This is a genomic window from Arenibacter aquaticus (assembly GCF_003957295.1).
Taxonomy (GTDB): Bacteria; Bacteroidota; Bacteroidia; order Flavobacteriales; family Flavobacteriaceae; genus Arenibacter; species Arenibacter aquaticus.
Window position 1 is genome coordinate 22,839 of sequence record NZ_RQPJ01000005.1, and the last position, 19,315, is coordinate 42,153.

Consider the following 19,315-nt stretch of genomic DNA (forward strand, 5'->3'; position numbering starts at 1 on the left):
CAACCAATTACCCACAAATAACGGAATTAAAGACAATTCCAACCAAATAAAACAAACAAAATATCACCAATTTTAGCATAAAAAACATCTAACTGGGTCCAAAAAGTACTAATATATTTTGATTTAATTTATGTTTTAATTAACAATTCAACAACTAAATATAGAACTGATTATAAAGTAATGATACTGCTTTATTGGTAATAAACACGATTTAACAATATTTCGGTTATAAAGGTTAATTATCAATCAAAATTTTCTTATAAATTGGTAGTTGGAAAAATTTGAAATCCTCAAAAAAAATCCTGACACGTACATATACGGTCAGGATTTACACTATACCTCATCAATTTCTCATAAACTAGGTTCTATTATCAGCAAAGCGAGTGCTTTCCCATACCTAGTAATAATGCAAAAACATCTAACTAATTCTCAATTAATTACCTTCAAAAATATATAAACAACAAAGGTTCAGACCCTTACAAATTATTTTATCTTAATCACAAAGGCCTCGGTTTTCAAAAGTTCCGTCTCCAATTCTTTGGGCAGTATAATGGCCATACCCTGATCTTTTTGAGACCACTTTAGATTTTTATTGGACCCTAAAAGCTTAGCTTTGGCCCTTTTTGAAGCCTTATAATCTGGAAACACTATCTCCGTGGGCAAGACTGTCTGTCCTTTTTCAACCAAATAGGTAAGATACACACTGCCATCGGGCTTGGCTGTTACACAAGTATTATTGAACTTATAGGGCGCCATAGCTCTAGTTCCATAGATAGCCTCATCATTTATAGACATCCATGTCCCAATTTCACTTAACAATCTGTATGCTCCCTCATCCCATTCCCCTTCAGGGCTAGGCGCAATATTCAGCAGAAGATTACCTCCCTTGGCAACAATATCTACCAAGGTATGAATAGCTTCCCGACCAGACATGTATTCGGCGTCAAATGAGTAGGACCAGCCCCCGCCGGCAATCATACAGGATTCCCATGGATAGGGAAGGGGTTTTTCTGGCACCCTGTTCTCCGGGGTTAGATAATTCTGATTTTTTCCATGTACCGCACGGTCTACCACTATTAAACCCGGTTGTTTCTTCCTGGCTTTCTCTACCAACTCGTCCATTTTAATATCCTGATTGACGATACGGTGTTTTAAATAGCCATTGTCATTATTGACCAATTGTTGTTCATACCAGTTGGTTATGTCCGACTTAGGTGTCTTAGCCACCCAGCCACCGTCTAGCCACAAAATATCTACCTTGCCATAATCGGTAAGCAGTTCTAAGATTTGATTGTGTGTAAAATCTATATACTCTTGCCATTTTTCCGGATTGGCCTCTGGTTCATAATTTACGTTTCTATCCCGTGGCGGATAATATGGATCCCAATAACTAGGGGTATTCCAATCTGGTTTGGAGAAATAGGCCCCGGCCCATAGCCCTTGATCCCTAAAAGAATTGAAAATCTCCTTGGTAATATTGGCTTTGGGGTGACTAGAGAAGGGGGTTTTGGGATCTGTAATTTTATAATCCGTATACTTGGTATCAAACATAGAGAAACCGTCATGGTGCTTTGTAGTAAACACCACATATTTCATCCCAGCCTTCTTCGCCGCCTTGGCCCATTTTTCCGGATCAAATTTTACGGGGTTAAACGTCTTCTGCAATGCCTCATACTCTTCCTTATAGGTATTGTAGTCACTGGGATTGGAACCTTTTGTTCGTTCGCACCATCCGTACTCTTCAGGACATAGGGACCAAGACTCCACTATTCCCCATTGACTATAGGTTCCCCAATGCATTAAAAGACCAAATTTTAAATCCTGCCATTGATCCAACTTTTCCAGTACCAACGGATCGGTTTCCGGAACATACCGCTCGTCCTCATAAATGGCTTGGGCGCCAACTAACTGACAAAACAGGGCGGATGCTACCACTATCATAATGAATCGTAACCTAGTATTTATAATTTTCATTTATACGGATTTTAATTAATTATTATTTCATCGGCAAACAACCAGGAAGGTAATCCGGCTGCGTGGTGCCAGTAGGGAGTTTTGGTATTTAAAGCTTTAACCTTTATATATCGTGCCTTTTGGGGGTCAAAATCCAGCTTAAAATACTGAATATCGTTTACCTTACTTTCCTTGGTCAAGGGCGAAGAATTCTGAATTTCCCCCAAACTATAGTACTCCTCCCCATCCATGGATCCAGAAAAGCTAACAGATGTAGGGAAGAACACCACATGATTGGTTACCTGTAAAAAAGCTGTAGAAATAGTGCTGATATCCATTGGCTCGCCCAAGTCTACCACCACCTCCATATCATTTCCTTCATACCCTAACCAATTTGCATAAAAACTACTACCGCCCAACGCCCCATCGGTCAGCACCATAGGGTCTTCCCGGGCATACTTCTTGGGGTGTGTTATACTAATCACTTTTTTCCCCAAAGCCTTGTTAGGCATCGCAGCAACCTCCAATGCCGACATATAATTGGCCAAGTACTCGGTAACGGTAAAACCCATTTCATTCATAAGAACCACATTGTTGGTGGAACTGGTTTCCCTAAAATTATCCAATAGGGTGGTTACCATGGGGTTTATGATTGTTTTACCCGTTTCACTTTCATTCAAAAGTTTAAAAGTGTCTGTTAGGTTTTTCCTGCTAGCTTCCAACACCGCGTAATCTACTCCCAAACGCGCCATTTTTACACGTGCCAATAATTCCGGTTTACCCACCACTTCTTCCTCGGCCTTATTGAACAACTCTGAATACTCCAGCAGTAATCCCGGACTTAAATATGAGGTAAAGGCTTCAGAAGGATCTCCATACAAAAACAAGAAAAAATCTTTGTCCTCAGCAATCTTGGTATGGATCTTATCTATATATTTTTTTATATATACGCCCGCCTCCCCATAGTAACCGTCTGTAAAATCGGCGATCAACTCTTCCAATTCCCTATCTGGGTTCCACAATAGTTGAGCGGTTATATAAGATCTCAATTCAAAGAGTTCACTTGGATGATTGCTGTGTTGTTCAAAGACCCATTGGGCATTATTGTCCCTAAACAAATGAATATTTGGTCTCAGCGTATTCAAATTGGGAAAGGGTGCCAAAAAATTGGTGAATTGGGTAGTATAATCCCATATCCTAATATTGTCGGTTAATTCTCCCCAACCCCTTAAATCGTCTGCAAATTCGGTACATTTTTCTGCGATGGGCGCGCTACGGTCGCACTCAATGGAACACAGTGTAATCAACACATTGTCCAATGGCTTTGTTTTACAAGGTCTTCGGGTATATTGATACGCCAATGTTGAAATGGTTTTTTCCGGAAAGTCCTTGGCTATCTCGTTTACAAATCTGATCATAGTACCGGACGGACTCCCTTCTTCTGTATCTACAGCACTACAGTTTTCACATTGACAATGTTGTTGATTGTCATCCTGACTTACGGACAACACATTTTTCCCTGGATGCCGGGCAAACAATGAGGCCACGGAATCCTTAACAATAGCAAGTACCTCCGGATTGGTCAAACACAACTGGGTGGGCAATCTTTTATCTCCACGCAAGGCATAATACTCCGGGTTGGTTTTATAAAACTTATCTTCCGGCATAAACCTGTGAAAAGTATGCACCCTAGCCTGCGGCACATAATCCGGGAAGGACTCGTAGGTCACCTTTTGTTTATCCGCAAAATCATGATTGTCATAATACAGTTGGGAATGTACCGTTCTTGTTGTAATATCGGGGGTATACCGGTAATCAATAGTGGGTAGTCGCACCGTTTTAACAGTGGGGATTTTCTCCACTCCAGGAGCGTACCACCTACAGCCCAAAAATCGTCCTAAAAACTCATATACGGCATTTCTCAAAGCCTTGTCCGACCCCCCCGAAATATAAAGATCCTTGTTAAGTGTTTTAATATGGATTTCATGCTCTCCCAAATCCTTTCCCGATTCACCAGTCAGAAATATGGAATTTTCACCCTCCTTTTGGGGTTCCCCTTCTACAATATTGATCCTTTCCCCACCTATATCGTACAGATAATATTGTAATTCTTCAGCAGTTTTGTATTGATGTTCTGAAGCACCTTCCCCTAGAACTATTCTATAGTCCGATTTACCACCATCAACCAACTCAATTCCATTATTACAGGACACTGACAATAGACACCAAGCAACTAACAAAAGGATCCTGTAGTGGTATAGAATAAACTTCATGGCTAAATAGGATTAAGGTTATTATTTTAGTTTAAACTCCAGTAACTTCGCATTCACCAACTTATCATGTGGAATAAAATAACTATTATGGGATTTCCCCTGAACACTTATGCTTTGGATACGTTTATTCATTTCTGATAAATTGGCTTGTATCGTTAGTTTTTCCTGCTGATAGTAGTCCGTATCCAAATGTATGGTAATCTTACTAAACTTAGGGGTAGTAATGGTATAGATTGGATTGGCCGGACTAACTGGGTATATCCCCATCATGGAAAAGACCGCCCAGGCAGACATAGTTCCGGTATCATCATTGCCGGGGAGTCCGTCCGCTGCATTTTTATAATAGGTATCCAATAGTTCTGAAACCTTTTCTTGCGTTCTACCTTCCTGCCCTTTTACATAATTGAACAAGTAGGGATAAGCAATATCAGGTTCGTTGGCCATATCGTACTGCCCTTTGTCAAATACGTCCTGCAGTCGGTCTGTAAAAGCCTTTCCGCCTCCCATTAGCCTCATCAGCCCCTTGGTGTCATGGACCACCATAAAGGAATACTGCCATGCGTTCCCCTCTATAAAACCCAGGTTCTTTTCAAAATTGGCCCCAGATTCTGGATTGTAAGGAGTTAACCAGCTGCCGTCATCATTCCTTGGCCTCAGTAGGTTGTATTCCTTATCAAAGAGCTTTCTATAGGATATAGCTCTTTTTGAGAAGCGCTTATAGTCCTCTTTTTTACCCAGGGATTTAGCTAATTGGGCAATAGCATAATCAGATATATTGTACTCCTGTGTAGTTGAAACCGACCCACTATTGGTTGTTTTTGTGGTAAGATACCCCTTCTCCAAATAGTCTTTGATTCCCGGACGCAATGGGTTGCCCTCAATTTGGTCTGCACTCTTTATCATTGCAGAATAGGCCTTTTCTATATCAAAATCCGTGATACCCTTTAAATAGGTATCGGCAATTACAATACCTGCAGGGTCACCTACCATGGTAGTTGTTTCCGTAGCGTTCAATTCCCATTTGGGCAACCAACCGCTTTCATCATATATCTGAAGCATACTTTTTACCATATCCGATTGTTGCTTGGGATATACCAAACTCATGAGCTGGTGTAAATTCCTATAGGTATCCCATAAGGAAAAAACGGTATACCGCGTATCTTCGGTCTTTAGCACATCCCTAGTTTTCATTTTCGGGTATTCGCCATTCACATCGTTTAAAGTACTGGGATGGATCAAGGTATGATATAAGGCCGTATAAAATTTAACCTTATCCTCTTCCTGCCCGCCCTCAACTTCAATTTTGGACAAATAGCTATTCCAATTGGCTTTGGCTTCTGCCAATATTTGATCAAATGTGCGGGTAGAGGTTTCCTTCTCCAGGTTTTCTCGGGCGTTTTCTATACTAACATAAGAAACACCAATTTTCATTTCCACAACAGTGGGTTCATCAAATTTATACCGCATATAGCTTCCGATACTATCCCCTACCACCACGGCCTTATATCCGGGCATTTTACGGGTCTTCCCGTTATACCCCATCCATTCCGCCTCAGCTCCCTTATAGGTAGTAGGCTTTTTCCATACACCAAACTCCTTTGCGGCTTGGGAAAATCGAGCCACAAAATAAACGGGATAGGCTTCTTCTGGCTTGTAGTAACAAAAAGAACCTACTGTGCGCACCCCTTCTATCTCTGTGGGCGACACTACCTTGACCGAGGCCCCTTGCTCATTGGTAAGCCCCAAGCCAAGATTGATCAGGATATTGGCCTCTCCTTTGGGGAAGTGGTACTTACTTACTCCTACCCTAGTTGTGGCAGTTGCCTCTACCTTTACCTTATGCTTGTCCAAGAAATTGGAGTAATACCCCACCTTGGACACCTCTTCGGAATAGGTAGTGCCGTAATCCAGGTGATTCACCTTTAATGCTCCCGTAGTTGGCATGGCAAGAATAACTCCCAGCTCCGGACAGCCAACACCACTAAGATTAACATGACTGAAACCCGTTAGGAACGAATTTTCGTGCACATAAGGAGTGGACAACCATCTACTATCCTTCTCCAATGGCAAATTCTCAGGTCCTGCAACGTTGAATGGTGACACATTTACCATCCCCCTTACGGCAATAGGACCAGGGTTTGTTGTTCCAAAATTAGAAGTCCCGATAAACGGATTTACATAATCTACCGGCTTTTTTTGGGCCTTGGCACCTATGGTCAAAAAAAGCATAACCAAGACAATTTTACATGGTAAGTTCATCATTATTTCTTTCGTTTCCATATTCTTAAATAAAAGTGGAGCTATTAGCTTAAGTTTTGCCCCCCTCTACTCTATTAACAATTATATAATTACCTTATTTTAAAGGCACCAAACACCCTACCTTAACACCACATGACTGGCTATTATTCTGCATACTTTCTAGCTTACAGCTATTCTACGACCACCTCATCTATAAACATCCAAGAACCGCCACCTGTAGGGGGCGTACCCAAATTTCTTGCAATAACCTTGACATATCTGGCCGATTGCTGCCCAATTTCCAGGACGAAATCTTTTAATTCCGAGCTACTATTTACCGCATAGGGCCTATTTATGGCTCCTACACTCTTATAGGTATTTCCGTCATCTGATAAGAATACCTCCACACCAACTGGGAAATATATCCCTGACCCTTGGTTTTCCAAAGACCCGATAGTTACTGTTTTGATCTCCGTTGGGTTTTCCAGATCAATGATCAATTCCATATCATCTCCCAACCATCCTTGCCACTGACCGTCATGAAAATTTTTGGATCCCCGCATTACATTTACCATTCCCAGATCCTTGGCACCTTGGTAGCTATCGTGATACCTATTAATATAGGTCACCGGTTTTCCTGCAGCCTTGTGGTAGGTAATTGTTTTTTCAAACAGGTCGCCAATAGGCTCGCCTTCTTTGAACACCTGTGCTTTGATAGTTGTGGTCTTATCAATAGTTAAGGGAGAGCTGTATTGTTCAGATGTCGCAGTTAAGGGGCTTCCATCCAAGGTAAAGCGTATATCGGAATCTGGAAATTCTGATTCCAGCACCAAGGAAATAGCTCCACTTTCCAAAACAGTAGCCTCCATTGAGACTTGATAAACACTTTTTGCATAGTTGATTCCCAATACATTGTATCGTTCAAACAAACTGCTAACCCTTCTTGAAAAATCTAACCATTCCTTATCTTCCTTTTCACTCCATACAGCTTCTGCCAAGGCCGCTAATCTCGGATAGGTCATGTATTGTGCCTGTGCTTCGGTAGGCACATATTCTGTCCATAAGTTGGCTTGGCCTCCCAAGACATGCTTGGCTTGCTCAGGGGTCATTTCTTCTACTACCGGATCAAACTTATAGACCTTGCTAAGAGGTAGGTTGCCACCCCAGGCCAATGGCTCCAAATTCTGATCACCTTGGTAGTAATCAAAATAACAATGTGAAGTAGGCGACATTACCACGTCGTGGCCTGCCTCGGAGGCCTCTAGGCCACCTTTTACGCCCCGCCAACTCATAACCGTTGCCCCTGGTGCCAGACCGCCTTCCAAAATTTCATCCCAACCAATCAGGGTCCTTCCCTTGGAACTAACGAAGCGTTCCATGCGTTTTATAAAATAACTCTGCAATTCCTCCACATTGGCCAAACCTTCATCACGCACTCTTTTTTTACAGTCCGCACACACTTTCCAATTTGTTTTGGTTGCCTCATCGCCCCCAATATGAATGTACTGGGATGGAAACAGCTCCATTACTTCCAGCAAAACATTTTCCAAAAACGCAAAGGTAGATTCCTTTCCTGGGCAATATATTTCGGTAATAGGCCATACACCTCCCGAGGGCACCATAATTTGATGTTGAAAACAGGACAATTCCGGATAGGCTGCAATGGCGCTCATAACGTGGGCGGGCATCTCTATTTCCGGAACAACATTAACTCCCTTACTACTGGCATAGGCCACTATTTCTTTAATATCTTCCTGGGTATAAAAGCCTCCCAAAGTAGCCTTGGTCCCCAATTCTGGTGTTGGACGCGCATTCCATGGTTTTTCTTCCTGGTCTACCCTAAAGCCCCCCACTTGGGTCAATTTGGGGTATTTTTTTATTTCTATACGCCAGCCCTGATCATCTACCAAGTGTAAATGCAGCGTATTCATTTTCAATAAAGCAAGCTGATCTATGGTGGCCATAATATAATCTTTGCCAAAAAAATGTCTGGAAACATCCATCATAAATCCACGCCATTTAAACCGAGGCGCATCGGAGACATCAACATTGGGAATAACCCAATCCACAGCATCCACAAGGGTATTACTTTCTATGGATACCGGAAGTAATTGCCTCACTGTCTCCAGTCCGTACAAAAATCCAGAATACCCCTTGGCCTTTATAGTTACCTTCTCCCTGGACACCTCAAGTACATAAGCCTCTTCCTTCAGGGAAGTGTCAACAACTAATTCAACAAAGTTATTAGCTGGGGCAGCGGTTACTACTTCCAATTCCCAATTTGCCGACCGATTAAATTTCTCTCTCAAAAAATTAACTACCTCAGCATACTTCCCGTCCACCACGAATTTGGTATCCGGGGTAAACTCAAAAGCCCCTTGATTTAACTTTAGATCATTAGGTTGGGGAACAATATGTATGTCCTCCTGAGAAAAAACCGTCTTACTTTTCTCTGTACAGCCAAACGCAACAAAAAGCAAGAACAATAACACACTACCAACAACAGCCTTATTCATATTTTACTCAACTTCTATTTATAATGGGTATCCCTTCTATTTTCCCTTTAAAAGAATCAGTTCTTTACGTCCAAAGTTTTAAACTTACCATCCTCGGTTATCACCAATGTTTTTCCCGTAAACGGACTTTTTACCGAAATGGTCCAACCAAAACTACTTTGTTCATACACCGCTTTCACAGTCTGGCCCAGAATTACCTTGGGTTGGGACACCTGTCCTACCGCACCTTCCCTTACATGCAAAATACCTCTGTAAAGGGAATACATATGCCATTTTATATGGTCGTCCTTTGGAATCGAAAAATTAGCATTACCCCCTGCCTCTTCCGAAGAAAAATACACATAGCCCCAATGCTCGGGTTCGTGCATATTAATTACTCCTTGTGGCGACCATACCCAGTTGTATTCGGGCATAAACTTCCCTTTTTCATCTTTTTTTCTGGAATAGCGCCCTTCCTTTAGATCAAAATCCCAGTTTACCCTAGAGAAATTAATTCGCCAAAATTGATTCTCCGGGACGCCTCCGCCAGAACTGGCTTCGGTAATAACCTTCCAAGGAAGGGCAATCTCCACCGTCCAGCCTTTGTCCAAATCCGATGAATTATTCAAAGTTCCATCTATATGTACTGCCGATTTCACCCCTTGTATGTCCCAACTATCTATTACCTTGCCATGGTTCCTGTAAGGCTTGGTCAAAAACAAATCCCATAGCGTATTGTGGGCATTCATCTCATACTCGTAGTAATTATGGGTATCCCCATCAGGGTCTATAAAAATTTCAAAATCGTTGTTGTAAAAGATCACTGTATCCCTTTGCTTTAAGGTTGCCCACACATGCGGCTCCTCCATTTCTGCCAACACATACAAATAATCCTCGTCCCACAACATTTTCATTCTGGTCCTATAAGTTGGCGTCTTCACCCCTTCTATATCAATATAATCCTGTGACCAAGGTGCCTTCTTCCATGCCGATTCATCACTCTTTCCATCTATAACCAAGGCATCATTGGCCTTGTAGGCTATATAATCCCTTGGCACTTTATCTTGGGCTTCCAGGGCATGAATACCCAATTGCATTAGAAAAATTACTAAAGCACATTTTACTGCTCTATTAAAATATCTGTGTTCCATATGATGTATTTTATTGATTATATGCGGTAACAACCAAACCAAAGGACTAGCCCCTATAGACTATTTTCTTTGGTAAATTTCACTATTTCTGAAATACGACCAAAGGCCAAACCGGTCACTGTGTCTGCGGCACCGTAGTATATGGCAACCTTATCCTCTTCTATAGAATGTAAAGCAGCACACGGAAAAACCACATTTGGCACATCGCCTACACACTCGTAATTGGTTTGTGGAGACAATAAATATGGTTTTGTTCTGTACAATACCTGATCTGGACGATCCTTGTCCAATATGGCGGCACCCATGGAATACCTAAATCCGTTGCAGGTATTTATAACACCGTGGTAGAAGGTCAACCACCCTTCATCCGTAAGGATCGGTATAGGGCCAGCCCCAATCTTGGTACACTGCCATGCACTGTCTACAAAGGGGGTAACTTTCATCACACATCTGTGTTCTCCCCAATACTTCATATCAGGGCTATAACTTATATAAATATCCCCAAAAGGCGTATGCCCGTTATCACTTGGTCTACTTAACATGGCGTATTTACCATCTATTTTTTCTGGAAATAACACCCCATTTCTATTGAAGGGCAGAAAGGCATTTTCGCATTGAAAAAACTCCTTAAAGTCAAATGTATAACCAATTCCAATAGTAGGACCATGATACCCATTGCACCATGTAATCCAATATCTATCCTCTATAAATACCACACGGGGATCATACTTATAGTCCGATTCTATCATATTGGTATTCCCCTCACCAAATACTATTGGCTCATGGTTAATATCCCAATTGATACCATCCTTGCTAAAACCTGCAAAAATATTCATTTGCACGGCCTTGTTATCACAACGGAACACCCCGGCAAATCCGTCCTCAAAGGGAACCACCGCACTATTAAAGATACTATTGGAAGAGGGTATTGCATCTCTCTCAACCACTGGATTTTCCGAATACCGCCATACTACATCTGCACAATCAGCAGGCCTTTCTTGCCATGGAATACTATTCACTTTATAATAATTTATATGTTAAACTTTATTTAATTGTCTTCTTAAAAATAAACTGATACCAAGGAAAAAGTAGCAACATTTAACCTACTTACCTTAATCCACTTGTTCATCCAACATCTTTAGACACCCTTTGGCACGCTTTAAGAAATCTTAACGGGATTCCCTTAATTGGGTATTTTCCTAACTTTATCCAACCATGTGAATTTAAGAATAGCCGATGTAAGAACAAACACCGCCAAAGCAATTAATGCCTTTGGATAGTCACGGATCATAAAATATATAGGCAGTACAATCATACTGGACTGCCACACAATTCCAACCACACAGTTCATCATATCCCACCAAAATTCATTGTTCTTTTGAAAGCTGGGGTCTTCAGCCTTTAAATCCTTATATATTGGATTCCACCATCCCCATGGCCTTACATTTTTATAGAATGATTTTAAAATTTCCCTATCTGTAGGGGCACTTAAATAGGTCCCCAAAAACGACCCCAATAAAGAAACCCCAAAAATTATAGGAAATAGGTATATAGCATGGATATGGGAAAGATTGTACAAAATACTATCCTCTATAAAATTGCCCTTATTCTGATCCAGTACAAATTGCAAGGAAGCAATGACCAAACCGGAGAGCATGCCCCAAAAATAACCCCAGCCGTTAAATCGCCACCATATCCATTTTAGAAAATTAGCAGCCACATAACCTCCAAACAGGGCACTGGTAATCCAAAGGGTAAGTGAGTTAATAGAATCTGCAAAGAACCCCATGAATACCCCTAAAAACACCACGACAAAAGAAGCGATATGACTGGCCTTAATATAATGTTTATGGGAGGCCTCGGGCTTAAAATATTTTTTATAAATATCATTGACCAGATATGCGGGACCGGCATTGACAAAGGCTGAAAAGGTAGACATAAAGGCCGCCAACAAACCAGCCAACAACAACCCCTTTATTCCCACGGGAACGTGAAAATTGATCACTTTGGGCAAAATAACTTCCATATCCCCACCTGTTAAGGAGGTATCTGAAACCATACCGGGCGTCAGTACTACAAGGGCTATTACCACAATACCTGTAATAAGCAGATAACGTGGTATAAACAACACCAAATTGGTAAATCCGCTCATATATGCAGCTTCCTTAACGGTCTTGGTAGATAAAATTCGCTGAAGATCATAACTTGGCGTTGGCCCGGCAATACTTGCAAAAAAGCCTTTGAAAAGGGTCATCCCTATCAAGGCCCCGAACATTTTATACCCTTCAGAATCTATCAAATCATTAAAGGCCTGAAATTCCCGGTCCCAATGGGTACCCAATTCCCAGCCAAAAAATACATTCTTCCATTCGGCACTTATTACCGAATTTATTTCCACATCGGTAAAGGCAAAAAAGGCGTAACCGGCAACAAGGATTCCGGCGATAACCATAATAATATATTGTAATACCTCCGTAGCCACTACAGAGAACATCCCTCCCTTTACCGTATAAATAGTAGTGAGGAAAATAATGATCACGGCATAGGTCTGCTCTGAGGTCAACAAAAGCATGTCTCCCAAATGAACAGCTAAATCCCATGGTAAAATTATAGTTAAGAACTTACCTACCCCTTCAAAGAAATAAGCAATAAACCCAACGGCAGCTACAATGGCAAATACGGCAACTATACTATGCGAGGCCCTTCCGGCCCTATCATCCCCAAAACGGGTTAATATCCACTCCGAACCTGTCATAATGTTAGACCTCCTAATCCAGACGGCCAAAAACATCATGACAAAAATTTGATTCCATATTGGCCATAGCCACATGAACATAAAGCTTTTTACGCCATAAAGGAATAAAATCCCTACCATCCAGGCGGTTCCGGAAACATCAAACATTCCCGAGCCATTACTGAGCCCCAAATAATACCATTTAATATTATTCCCTCCCAAGAAATACGACTTAAGGCCCTTTGAGGCTTTTTTTGAAACCCATATACCCACAAAGAGCGTAAGTACTACATAAACAATAATTATCGATATATCAATTACATTCATTAAACTCCTGTTTTAAGGGTTATTAAATAGTATATTCACCAGCTATCTTTGAAGTGCCAAAAGTTAAAAAGAAGGTATTATGCCATGTTTTTTCTTAGCAAAAGACAACTACTCTATTTTTTTTTATAAATTCCCCAAATTTTCATGGTGGGGTTGGCCGCAATCATATTTTTACACGAAAAATTACAAGTGTTTGCGGCTTTCAGAATTAAATATTTGATTTTTTTCAGGGAAGGAGAATAAATTTAGACCAACAACCAAACCGTAAAGCCAAACGCCTTTATTTGGAAACAACCACACCGTGAACTAAGCATTCAAATGAATATGGGGTATCAAAATATATTGGGTAAGAAGAGCTATGGAGAATTCAGCATTAATTACCGACACCATATAGTTTTTTGGTTGGTTTATATACTTTTCAACATTTTTAGATGGGGCAACGTACACCATGACTTTGTGTATTCACTAAAAACCAACTTATTGGGATTCCCCATCCATATGGCCCTAGCCTACCTCAATATTTATTTTTTAATGCCCAGGTTTGTATATACAAAAAAATATTTGACCTACACCCTGTTACTGCTGGCGTCCTTATACATAGGTCTGCTTATAAAATTTAATCTGACCTATTACCTTGTAAGTACCAATGTAATGCCAGAGTGGGGAGGCACCGAAAGCCTAACCCTAAATTACGCTATTGTAACCATGTTAGGGGAACTGTACGTTATGTCTTTTGTAACAGCTATAAAAATCACGGTAGATTGGCTCAACGAAAGTCGCAAGCTGCACGAGGTGGAAAAAAGACAACTGACCACAGAATTAAAATTCCTAAGATCCCAAGTCTCCCCACATTTTTTCTTCAACACCCTGAACAACATCTATTCACTAACCCTGGAAAAATCGGACAGGGCCCCACAGATTGTACTGCGGTTATCAGAATTAATGCGTTATTTATTATATTCAACAGATAAGCCTTATCAGGACCTAACCAAGGAAATTGAATGCATTCAGAACTACATCGATTTGGAACGTATCAGGTTCGATAAATCCTTAAATATAGACATGAACGTGTCTGGAGAGGTAGAGGGCAAGGGAATAGCCCCAATGCTCCTTATTCCATTTGTTGAAAATTGCTTCAAACATGGGGCCAATAAAAGTATTGGCGAAGTACAGATAAAAATTAATCTAGAAGTTGTAGACAATATCTTAAAATTTGAAGTCAGCAATAACATTCCCCAAAACACAAAGGAAAATATAATGCCTACCACTGAAGGGGGCATAGGACTTACAAATGTAAAAAAGCGATTGGAAATAGGCTACGAACCCAATGACTACGACCTATCTATATTTGAAGAAGATGAAATGTTTAATGTTATTCTGAAATTAAAAGTGTAATGAGTATGAAGGCCATATTAATAGATGATGAACCACTAGCAATCAATGTACTAAAAAATTATATTGACCAAATCAAGGAATTACAACTAATACAAACCTTTACCAATGCCATTGACGCCTCTACTTTTTTACAGAGAAATGAGGTAGATATTATTTTCTTGGACATTAATATGCCCATAATGAACGGATTGGACCTTCTAGGTGCCTTAAATTCCAAGGCTATGGTTGTTATGACTACAGCCCATGAAGAATATGCCTTAAAGAGTTATGAGTTGGAGGCCATAGATTATTTAGTAAAACCTATTCCGTTTCCCAGATTTCTAAAAACCATACATCGCATTATAAAACTCCGGGAAGGACTCCCCAATAGCAATACCCAGACCAAAAGTGAAAATCCAAGTATTTTCATAAAGATAGACAAGAAAAAACTGCAGAAAATTTATTTGGACGACATCATTGTCATAGAGAGCTTAAAAGATTATATCCGCATTAAGACCAAATCCAACAAATTTATAATACATAAGACATTAAGTAGTTTTACCGATGAACTTCCTTCGGACAAATTCATTAGAATACATAGATCCTACACTGTGGCCATAGACAAAATTGAAGCCGTTGAGGGGAACAGTCTTGAAGTTCAAGGGATACGATACACTATAGGCAGAAGTTACCTGAATGAGGTCAAGGGAAAAATATTAAATGAAGATTCGGAATAATAGATTTCGCTTTATCCGACGTATTTTATCAAATAACAATTAAGATTAGTACTATTCTCATTTAGCTTTTCTTATATGTTGTTAGTCGAAAAATAATCGTTAAATATTTGTAAATAACATAAATTCACAGGGCTTGTATTAACAATAAACAAATGCCCATTAAATCCAATCATAATTTATTATCGATATCACGATTAGGTATTTTACCCATTCTATACTTTGCTATGGCAGTATCAACGGTCAGCTGTACTTCTGGCGTTAAAACTACTGTGGCTATAAATTCCAACTCTGCACAGGTCACTATTCCTGACAAAATAGATTTCACCTTCCATGTAAAGCCCATTTTGTCGGATCGTTGCTTTAAATGTCACGGACCGGACAAGAATGCCATAGAGGGCGGACTCTCCCTTCATACCGCCGAGGGTGCCTATATAGCGTTGGGCAAAAACAAGGACCACCACGCTATTGTACCTGGAAACTTGGAAAAGAGTGAGCTTATAAATAGGATCTATACCTCTGACGAATCCCTATTGATGCCCCCACCAGAATCTAACCTAGTCCTGGAAGAACACGAAAAGGAAATCCTAAAAAAATGGATAGAACAAGGTGCTGAATACAAGACTCACTGGGCTTTCATCGCTCCCGAAAAACCAGAAGTACCCAAAATAAAGCAAGCTAATTGGGGGAATAATGAAATTGATCAATTTGTTTTATCAAAACTGAAGGAAAACGGATTGGCGCCCAATAAAAAAGCTTCCAAAGAAAAATTGCTACGACGTGTTTTTTTCGACCTTACCGGATTACCTCCGAGTGTTGGACAGATTGAAAAATTTGTTAATAACAATTCACCACTAGCCTACGAGCAGGTTATAGATTCATTATTACAAACACAAGACTATGCTGAGCATATGTCGGCCGAATGGATGGATATAGCACGCTACGCGGACACCCATGGGTATCAGGATGATTTTGAACGCATTATGTGGCCATGGAGGGACTGGGTTATCCATGCCTTTAGTAAGAACATGCCCTATGACCAATTTGTAACCTATCAACTGGCCGGCGACCTACTTCCCAATGCAAACGCCGAACAAATATTGGCCACCGGTTTTAACAGAAACCACAAGATCACCTTTGAGGGAGGAGTAATCCCTGAAGAGTATAGAGTAGAATACGTTGAAGATAGGGCAGTAACCTTTGGAACAGCCTTTCTGGGTCTTACCTTTGAATGCGCCCGTTGCCATGACCATAAGTATGACCCCATTAGCCAAAAAGAACATTTTGAACTGTATAGCTTCTTTAACAATATAGACGAGCTTGGGCTAACACCGGGAGGGGCAGGCAAAATTCCCAAACCCTATATGACCATAACCGAAAAAGAAAAAAACGGGGTACTGAGTTTTGTGCAAATGCAAAAAACCGAAATGAAAGAAATCCCGGTCATGGTCATGAACGAAATGGAAGATATAAGGCCATCATTTATTTTGAACAGGGGTGTTTATGACCAACCTACTACCCAGGTATATCCCAACACTCCACAATCTATTTTACCCTTTCCAAGCGAATATCCGCAAAATAGATTAGGACTGGCCAAGTGGTTGTTCCACAAGGACAATCCCTTAACGGCGCGGGTGGCAGTCAATAGGTTTTGGCAGCGGATGTTCGGAAACGGATTGGTAGCCTCCTCATTTGACTTTGGTAATCAAGGCTCCTTACCCACCCACCCAAAACTATTGGATTTTTTAGCCATCAAATTCCGGGAAGAGGGTTGGGATACCCGAAAAATATTAAAGTACATTGCCCTTTCGGCGACCTACCAACAAAGCACCGAAGTTACCAAAGAACTACAGGAATTGGACCCTGAAAACCAACTTTTGGCACGTGCGCCCCGACTGCGACTTACAGCCGAAGTGATACGTGACCAAGCGCTAAAAATAAGTGGCTTGCTCAACCGTGAAGTAGGAGGCCCCAGTGTAAAACCCTATCAACCGTCCGGAATTTGGGAAGCCACTACTGGAGGGGGAGGTGGAAGTACGGCTACCTATGTTACCAGTACTGGGAAAGACCTTTATCGTAAAAGTCTATATACATTTTGGAAAAGGACGGTTCCTCCACCAAGTATGATGACTTTTGATGCGGCATCCAGGGACCTATGTACCGTGAAGCGCCAGGAAACAAACACCCCCTTACAGGCCTTGGTGCTGCTGAACGACCCACAGCTCATTGAAGCCTCCAGGTTATTGGCAAAAACGGCAATGGACGTCCACATTGAAAAAAGCGACCAGATTAGCTTTATTTTTAAACAGGCTACCTCTAGGGATCCCGACGAAGAAGAACTGCACATGCTGGACAATTATTACAGTAGCATGCTGGAGAAAGTAAAAAACAAAGGTATAGGTGCCGAAGATTATTTGAGCATAGGGGCCTTTGAAGTAAAAGGAGAGTATTCCAAATACAAATTGGCCGCCTTGGCACTGACCGCCCATTCCATTTTAAATTTAGACGAAACAATAAGTAGAGGCTAATTATGAGCGAAAAAAAAATAATTGAGGAACGGTCCTTAATTCTAAATAGAAGATCTTTTTTAGGGAAAACCGCACTTGGCGTTGGAGGGGTGGCATTGGCTTCACTCTTGGGCGCCAACCTGTTTAGAAAAGATGAAAATGGCATCTTAACCAAAGATGACAGCCTTAACGGAGTAAAAGGTATTTTAAATTCCTTGCACCATCCCGCCAAAGTAAAAAGGGTTATATACCTTTTTCAAAGTGGAGGGCCTTCCCAATTGGAACTATTTGACCACAAACCTTTGTTGAACAAACGCAGGGGCGAAGATCTGCCCGAATCCATCAGAAACGGACAAAGACTTACCGGCATGACCGCTGGACAGGACAAATTCCCTCTTGTTGGGTCATTATACAAGTTCAATAAACATGGAAAGAACGGTACAGAGATCAGTGAACTATTGCCATATACCGCAAAAATGGTGGATGATCTCTGTATTATAAAATCCATGTATACCGAAGCTATAAACCACGATCCTGCAGTGACCTTTTTTCAAACAGGCTCCCAACAACCGGGAAGACCAAGCATTGGATCTTGGCTAAGTTATGGGCTCGGCAGCGAAAATGAGAACCTACCTGCCTTTACAGTTTTGTTATCGCGTGGTACCGGAAGACCTAACGGTCAGCCGCTCTATACCCGACTATGGGGCAATGGATTCCTACACTCACTACATCAAGGTGTACAGTTCAGGGCAGCCAAGGACCCTGTACTTTACCTAAACGACCCCAAGGGAATTACCAAAGAAGTTAAACGTGAAATGTTGGATAATATAGCTGCCTTAAACGATAAGCACTATCAAGACAACGGGGATCCTGAGATAAAAAGTAGGATTGCCCAATATGAAATGGCGTATAGAATGCAAACTTCGGTCCCCAATGTAATGGACACAGCCAAGGAACCCGATTATATTTACGAAATGTATGGCCCAGAGGCCAAAATACCTGGCACTTATGCCGCCAATTGCCTTTTGGCAAGGAGATTGGCAGAACAAGACGTTCGTTTTATCCAATTATATCACATGGGCTGGGATCAACATGACAACCTCCCCGGGGCCATTGCCAAGCAGGCAAAAGATGTAGATCAGGCTTCAGCGGCTTTGGTGGCCGATCTTAAGCAACGCGGTTTACTGGAAGATACCTTGGTAATCTGGGGAGGTGAATTTGGCCGTACCAACTATTCACAAGGCCTACTCACCGATACCAATTACGGAAGGGACCATCATCCTAGATCATTTACCATGTGGATGGCAGGTGGTGGTATAAAACCAGGAATGGTCTATGGGGAAACCGATGATTTTGGATATAATATTGTTAAGGATCCCGTTCACGTGCACGACTTTCAGGCTACCATGTTGCATTTATTGGGCATAGACCATGAAAAGCTAACTTATAAATACCAAGGTAGAAGGTTTAGATTAACCGATGTAGAAGGACATATTGTAAAAGATATTCTAACCTAAGCCAACAAGAAA

General features: G+C 41.1%; 11 protein-coding genes. 4 read left to right on the forward strand and 7 right to left on the reverse strand.

Features of this window, described 5'->3' with window-relative positions:
• Positions 1–483: 483 nt before the first annotated feature.
• From EHW67_RS09600 to EHW67_RS09630, 7 genes are all read right to left on the reverse strand, one after another.
• Positions 484–1,974 carry an alpha-L-fucosidase gene (locus tag EHW67_RS09600; RefSeq protein WP_126162171.1) on the reverse strand — a complete coding sequence of 497 codons (1,491 nt, stop codon included), beginning with the start codon at positions 1,972–1,974 and terminating at the stop codon, positions 484–486.
• A gap of 11 nt (positions 1,975–1,985) precedes the next feature.
• Positions 1,986–4,226 (reverse strand): DUF4838 domain-containing protein, encoded by a 2,241-nt coding sequence (locus tag EHW67_RS09605; RefSeq protein ID WP_126162172.1) that lies wholly within the window; start codon positions 4,224–4,226, stop codon positions 1,986–1,988.
• 21 nt (positions 4,227–4,247) lie between these two features.
• On the reverse strand, positions 4,248–6,485 hold the full coding sequence (locus tag EHW67_RS09610; RefSeq protein ID WP_126162598.1) for a GH92 family glycosyl hydrolase: 2,238 nt from the start codon (positions 6,483–6,485) through the stop codon (positions 4,248–4,250).
• A gap of 170 nt (positions 6,486–6,655) precedes the next feature.
• The gene (locus tag EHW67_RS09615) at positions 6,656–8,980 is read right to left on the reverse strand and encodes a beta-N-acetylhexosaminidase (protein ID WP_126162173.1); all 2,325 of its coding nucleotides are present in this window, start codon (positions 8,978–8,980) and stop codon (positions 6,656–6,658) included.
• A gap of 56 nt (positions 8,981–9,036) precedes the next feature.
• Positions 9,037–10,110 (reverse strand): carbohydrate-binding family 9-like protein, encoded by a 1,074-nt coding sequence (locus EHW67_RS09620; protein ID WP_126162174.1) that lies wholly within the window; start codon positions 10,108–10,110, stop codon positions 9,037–9,039.
• A 53-nt stretch (positions 10,111–10,163) separates the two neighbouring features.
• Complete coding sequence (locus EHW67_RS09625) at positions 10,164–11,129, reverse strand: glycoside hydrolase family 130 protein (RefSeq protein WP_126162175.1); 966 nt, start codon at positions 11,127–11,129, stop codon at positions 10,164–10,166.
• Positions 11,130–11,293: 164 nt separating this feature from the next.
• Positions 11,294–13,171 carry a sodium:solute symporter family protein gene (locus EHW67_RS09630; protein ID WP_126162176.1) on the reverse strand — a complete coding sequence of 626 codons (1,878 nt, stop codon included), beginning with the start codon at positions 13,169–13,171 and terminating at the stop codon, positions 11,294–11,296.
• A 324-nt stretch (positions 13,172–13,495) separates the two neighbouring features.
• Here EHW67_RS09630 and EHW67_RS09635 point away from each other — a divergent pair, with 324 nt between their 5' ends.
• The 4 genes from EHW67_RS09635 to EHW67_RS09650 all read left to right on the forward strand — a co-directional run bounded on the left by EHW67_RS09635 (position 13,496) and on the right by EHW67_RS09650 (position 19,303).
• Positions 13,496–14,566 carry a sensor histidine kinase gene (locus tag EHW67_RS09635; RefSeq protein WP_238389889.1) on the forward strand — a complete coding sequence of 357 codons (1,071 nt, stop codon included), beginning with the start codon at positions 13,496–13,498 and terminating at the stop codon, positions 14,564–14,566.
• Positions 14,566–15,282 (forward strand): LytR/AlgR family response regulator transcription factor, encoded by a 717-nt coding sequence (locus tag EHW67_RS09640; protein WP_126162178.1) that lies wholly within the window; start codon positions 14,566–14,568, stop codon positions 15,280–15,282. Before EHW67_RS09635 ends, EHW67_RS09640 begins: the two co-directional genes overlap by 1 nt.
• 224 nt (positions 15,283–15,506) lie before the next feature.
• Positions 15,507–17,807: a PSD1 and planctomycete cytochrome C domain-containing protein gene (locus EHW67_RS09645; protein WP_126162179.1), complete on the forward strand. Its 2,301-nt coding sequence runs from the start codon at positions 15,507–15,509 to the stop codon at positions 17,805–17,807.
• Positions 17,808–17,809: 2 nt separating this feature from the next.
• On the forward strand, positions 17,810–19,303 hold the full coding sequence (locus EHW67_RS09650; RefSeq protein ID WP_126162180.1) for a DUF1501 domain-containing protein: 1,494 nt from the start codon (positions 17,810–17,812) through the stop codon (positions 19,301–19,303).
• Positions 19,304–19,315 lie beyond the last annotated feature (12 nt).

Excerpts from the sequence above, each read along its gene's own strand:
- EHW67_RS09635 (WP_238389889.1), top strand. The coding sequence starts at position 13,496 with ATGGGGTATCAAAATATATTGGGTAAGAAGAGCTATGGAGAATTCAGC.
- EHW67_RS09620 (WP_126162174.1), bottom strand. The coding sequence starts at position 10,110 with ATGGAACACAGATATTTTAATAGAGCAGTAAAATGTGCTTTAGTAATT.
- EHW67_RS09650 (WP_126162180.1), top strand. The coding sequence starts at position 17,810 with ATGAGCGAAAAAAAAATAATTGAGGAACGGTCCTTAATTCTAAATAGA.
- EHW67_RS09630 (WP_126162176.1), bottom strand. The coding sequence starts at position 13,171 with ATGAATGTAATTGATATATCGATAATTATTGTTTATGTAGTACTTACG.
- EHW67_RS09605 (WP_126162172.1), bottom strand. The coding sequence starts at position 4,226 with ATGAAGTTTATTCTATACCACTACAGGATCCTTTTGTTAGTTGCTTGG.
- EHW67_RS09645 (WP_126162179.1), top strand. The coding sequence starts at position 15,507 with ATGGCAGTATCAACGGTCAGCTGTACTTCTGGCGTTAAAACTACTGTG.
- EHW67_RS09615 (WP_126162173.1), bottom strand. The coding sequence starts at position 8,980 with ATGAATAAGGCTGTTGTTGGTAGTGTGTTATTGTTCTTGCTTTTTGTT.
- EHW67_RS09610 (WP_126162598.1), bottom strand. The coding sequence starts at position 6,485 with ATGAACTTACCATGTAAAATTGTCTTGGTTATGCTTTTTTTGACCATA.
- EHW67_RS09640 (WP_126162178.1), top strand. The coding sequence starts at position 14,566 with ATGAGTATGAAGGCCATATTAATAGATGATGAACCACTAGCAATCAAT.
- EHW67_RS09600 (WP_126162171.1), bottom strand. The coding sequence starts at position 1,974 with ATGAAAATTATAAATACTAGGTTACGATTCATTATGATAGTGGTAGCA.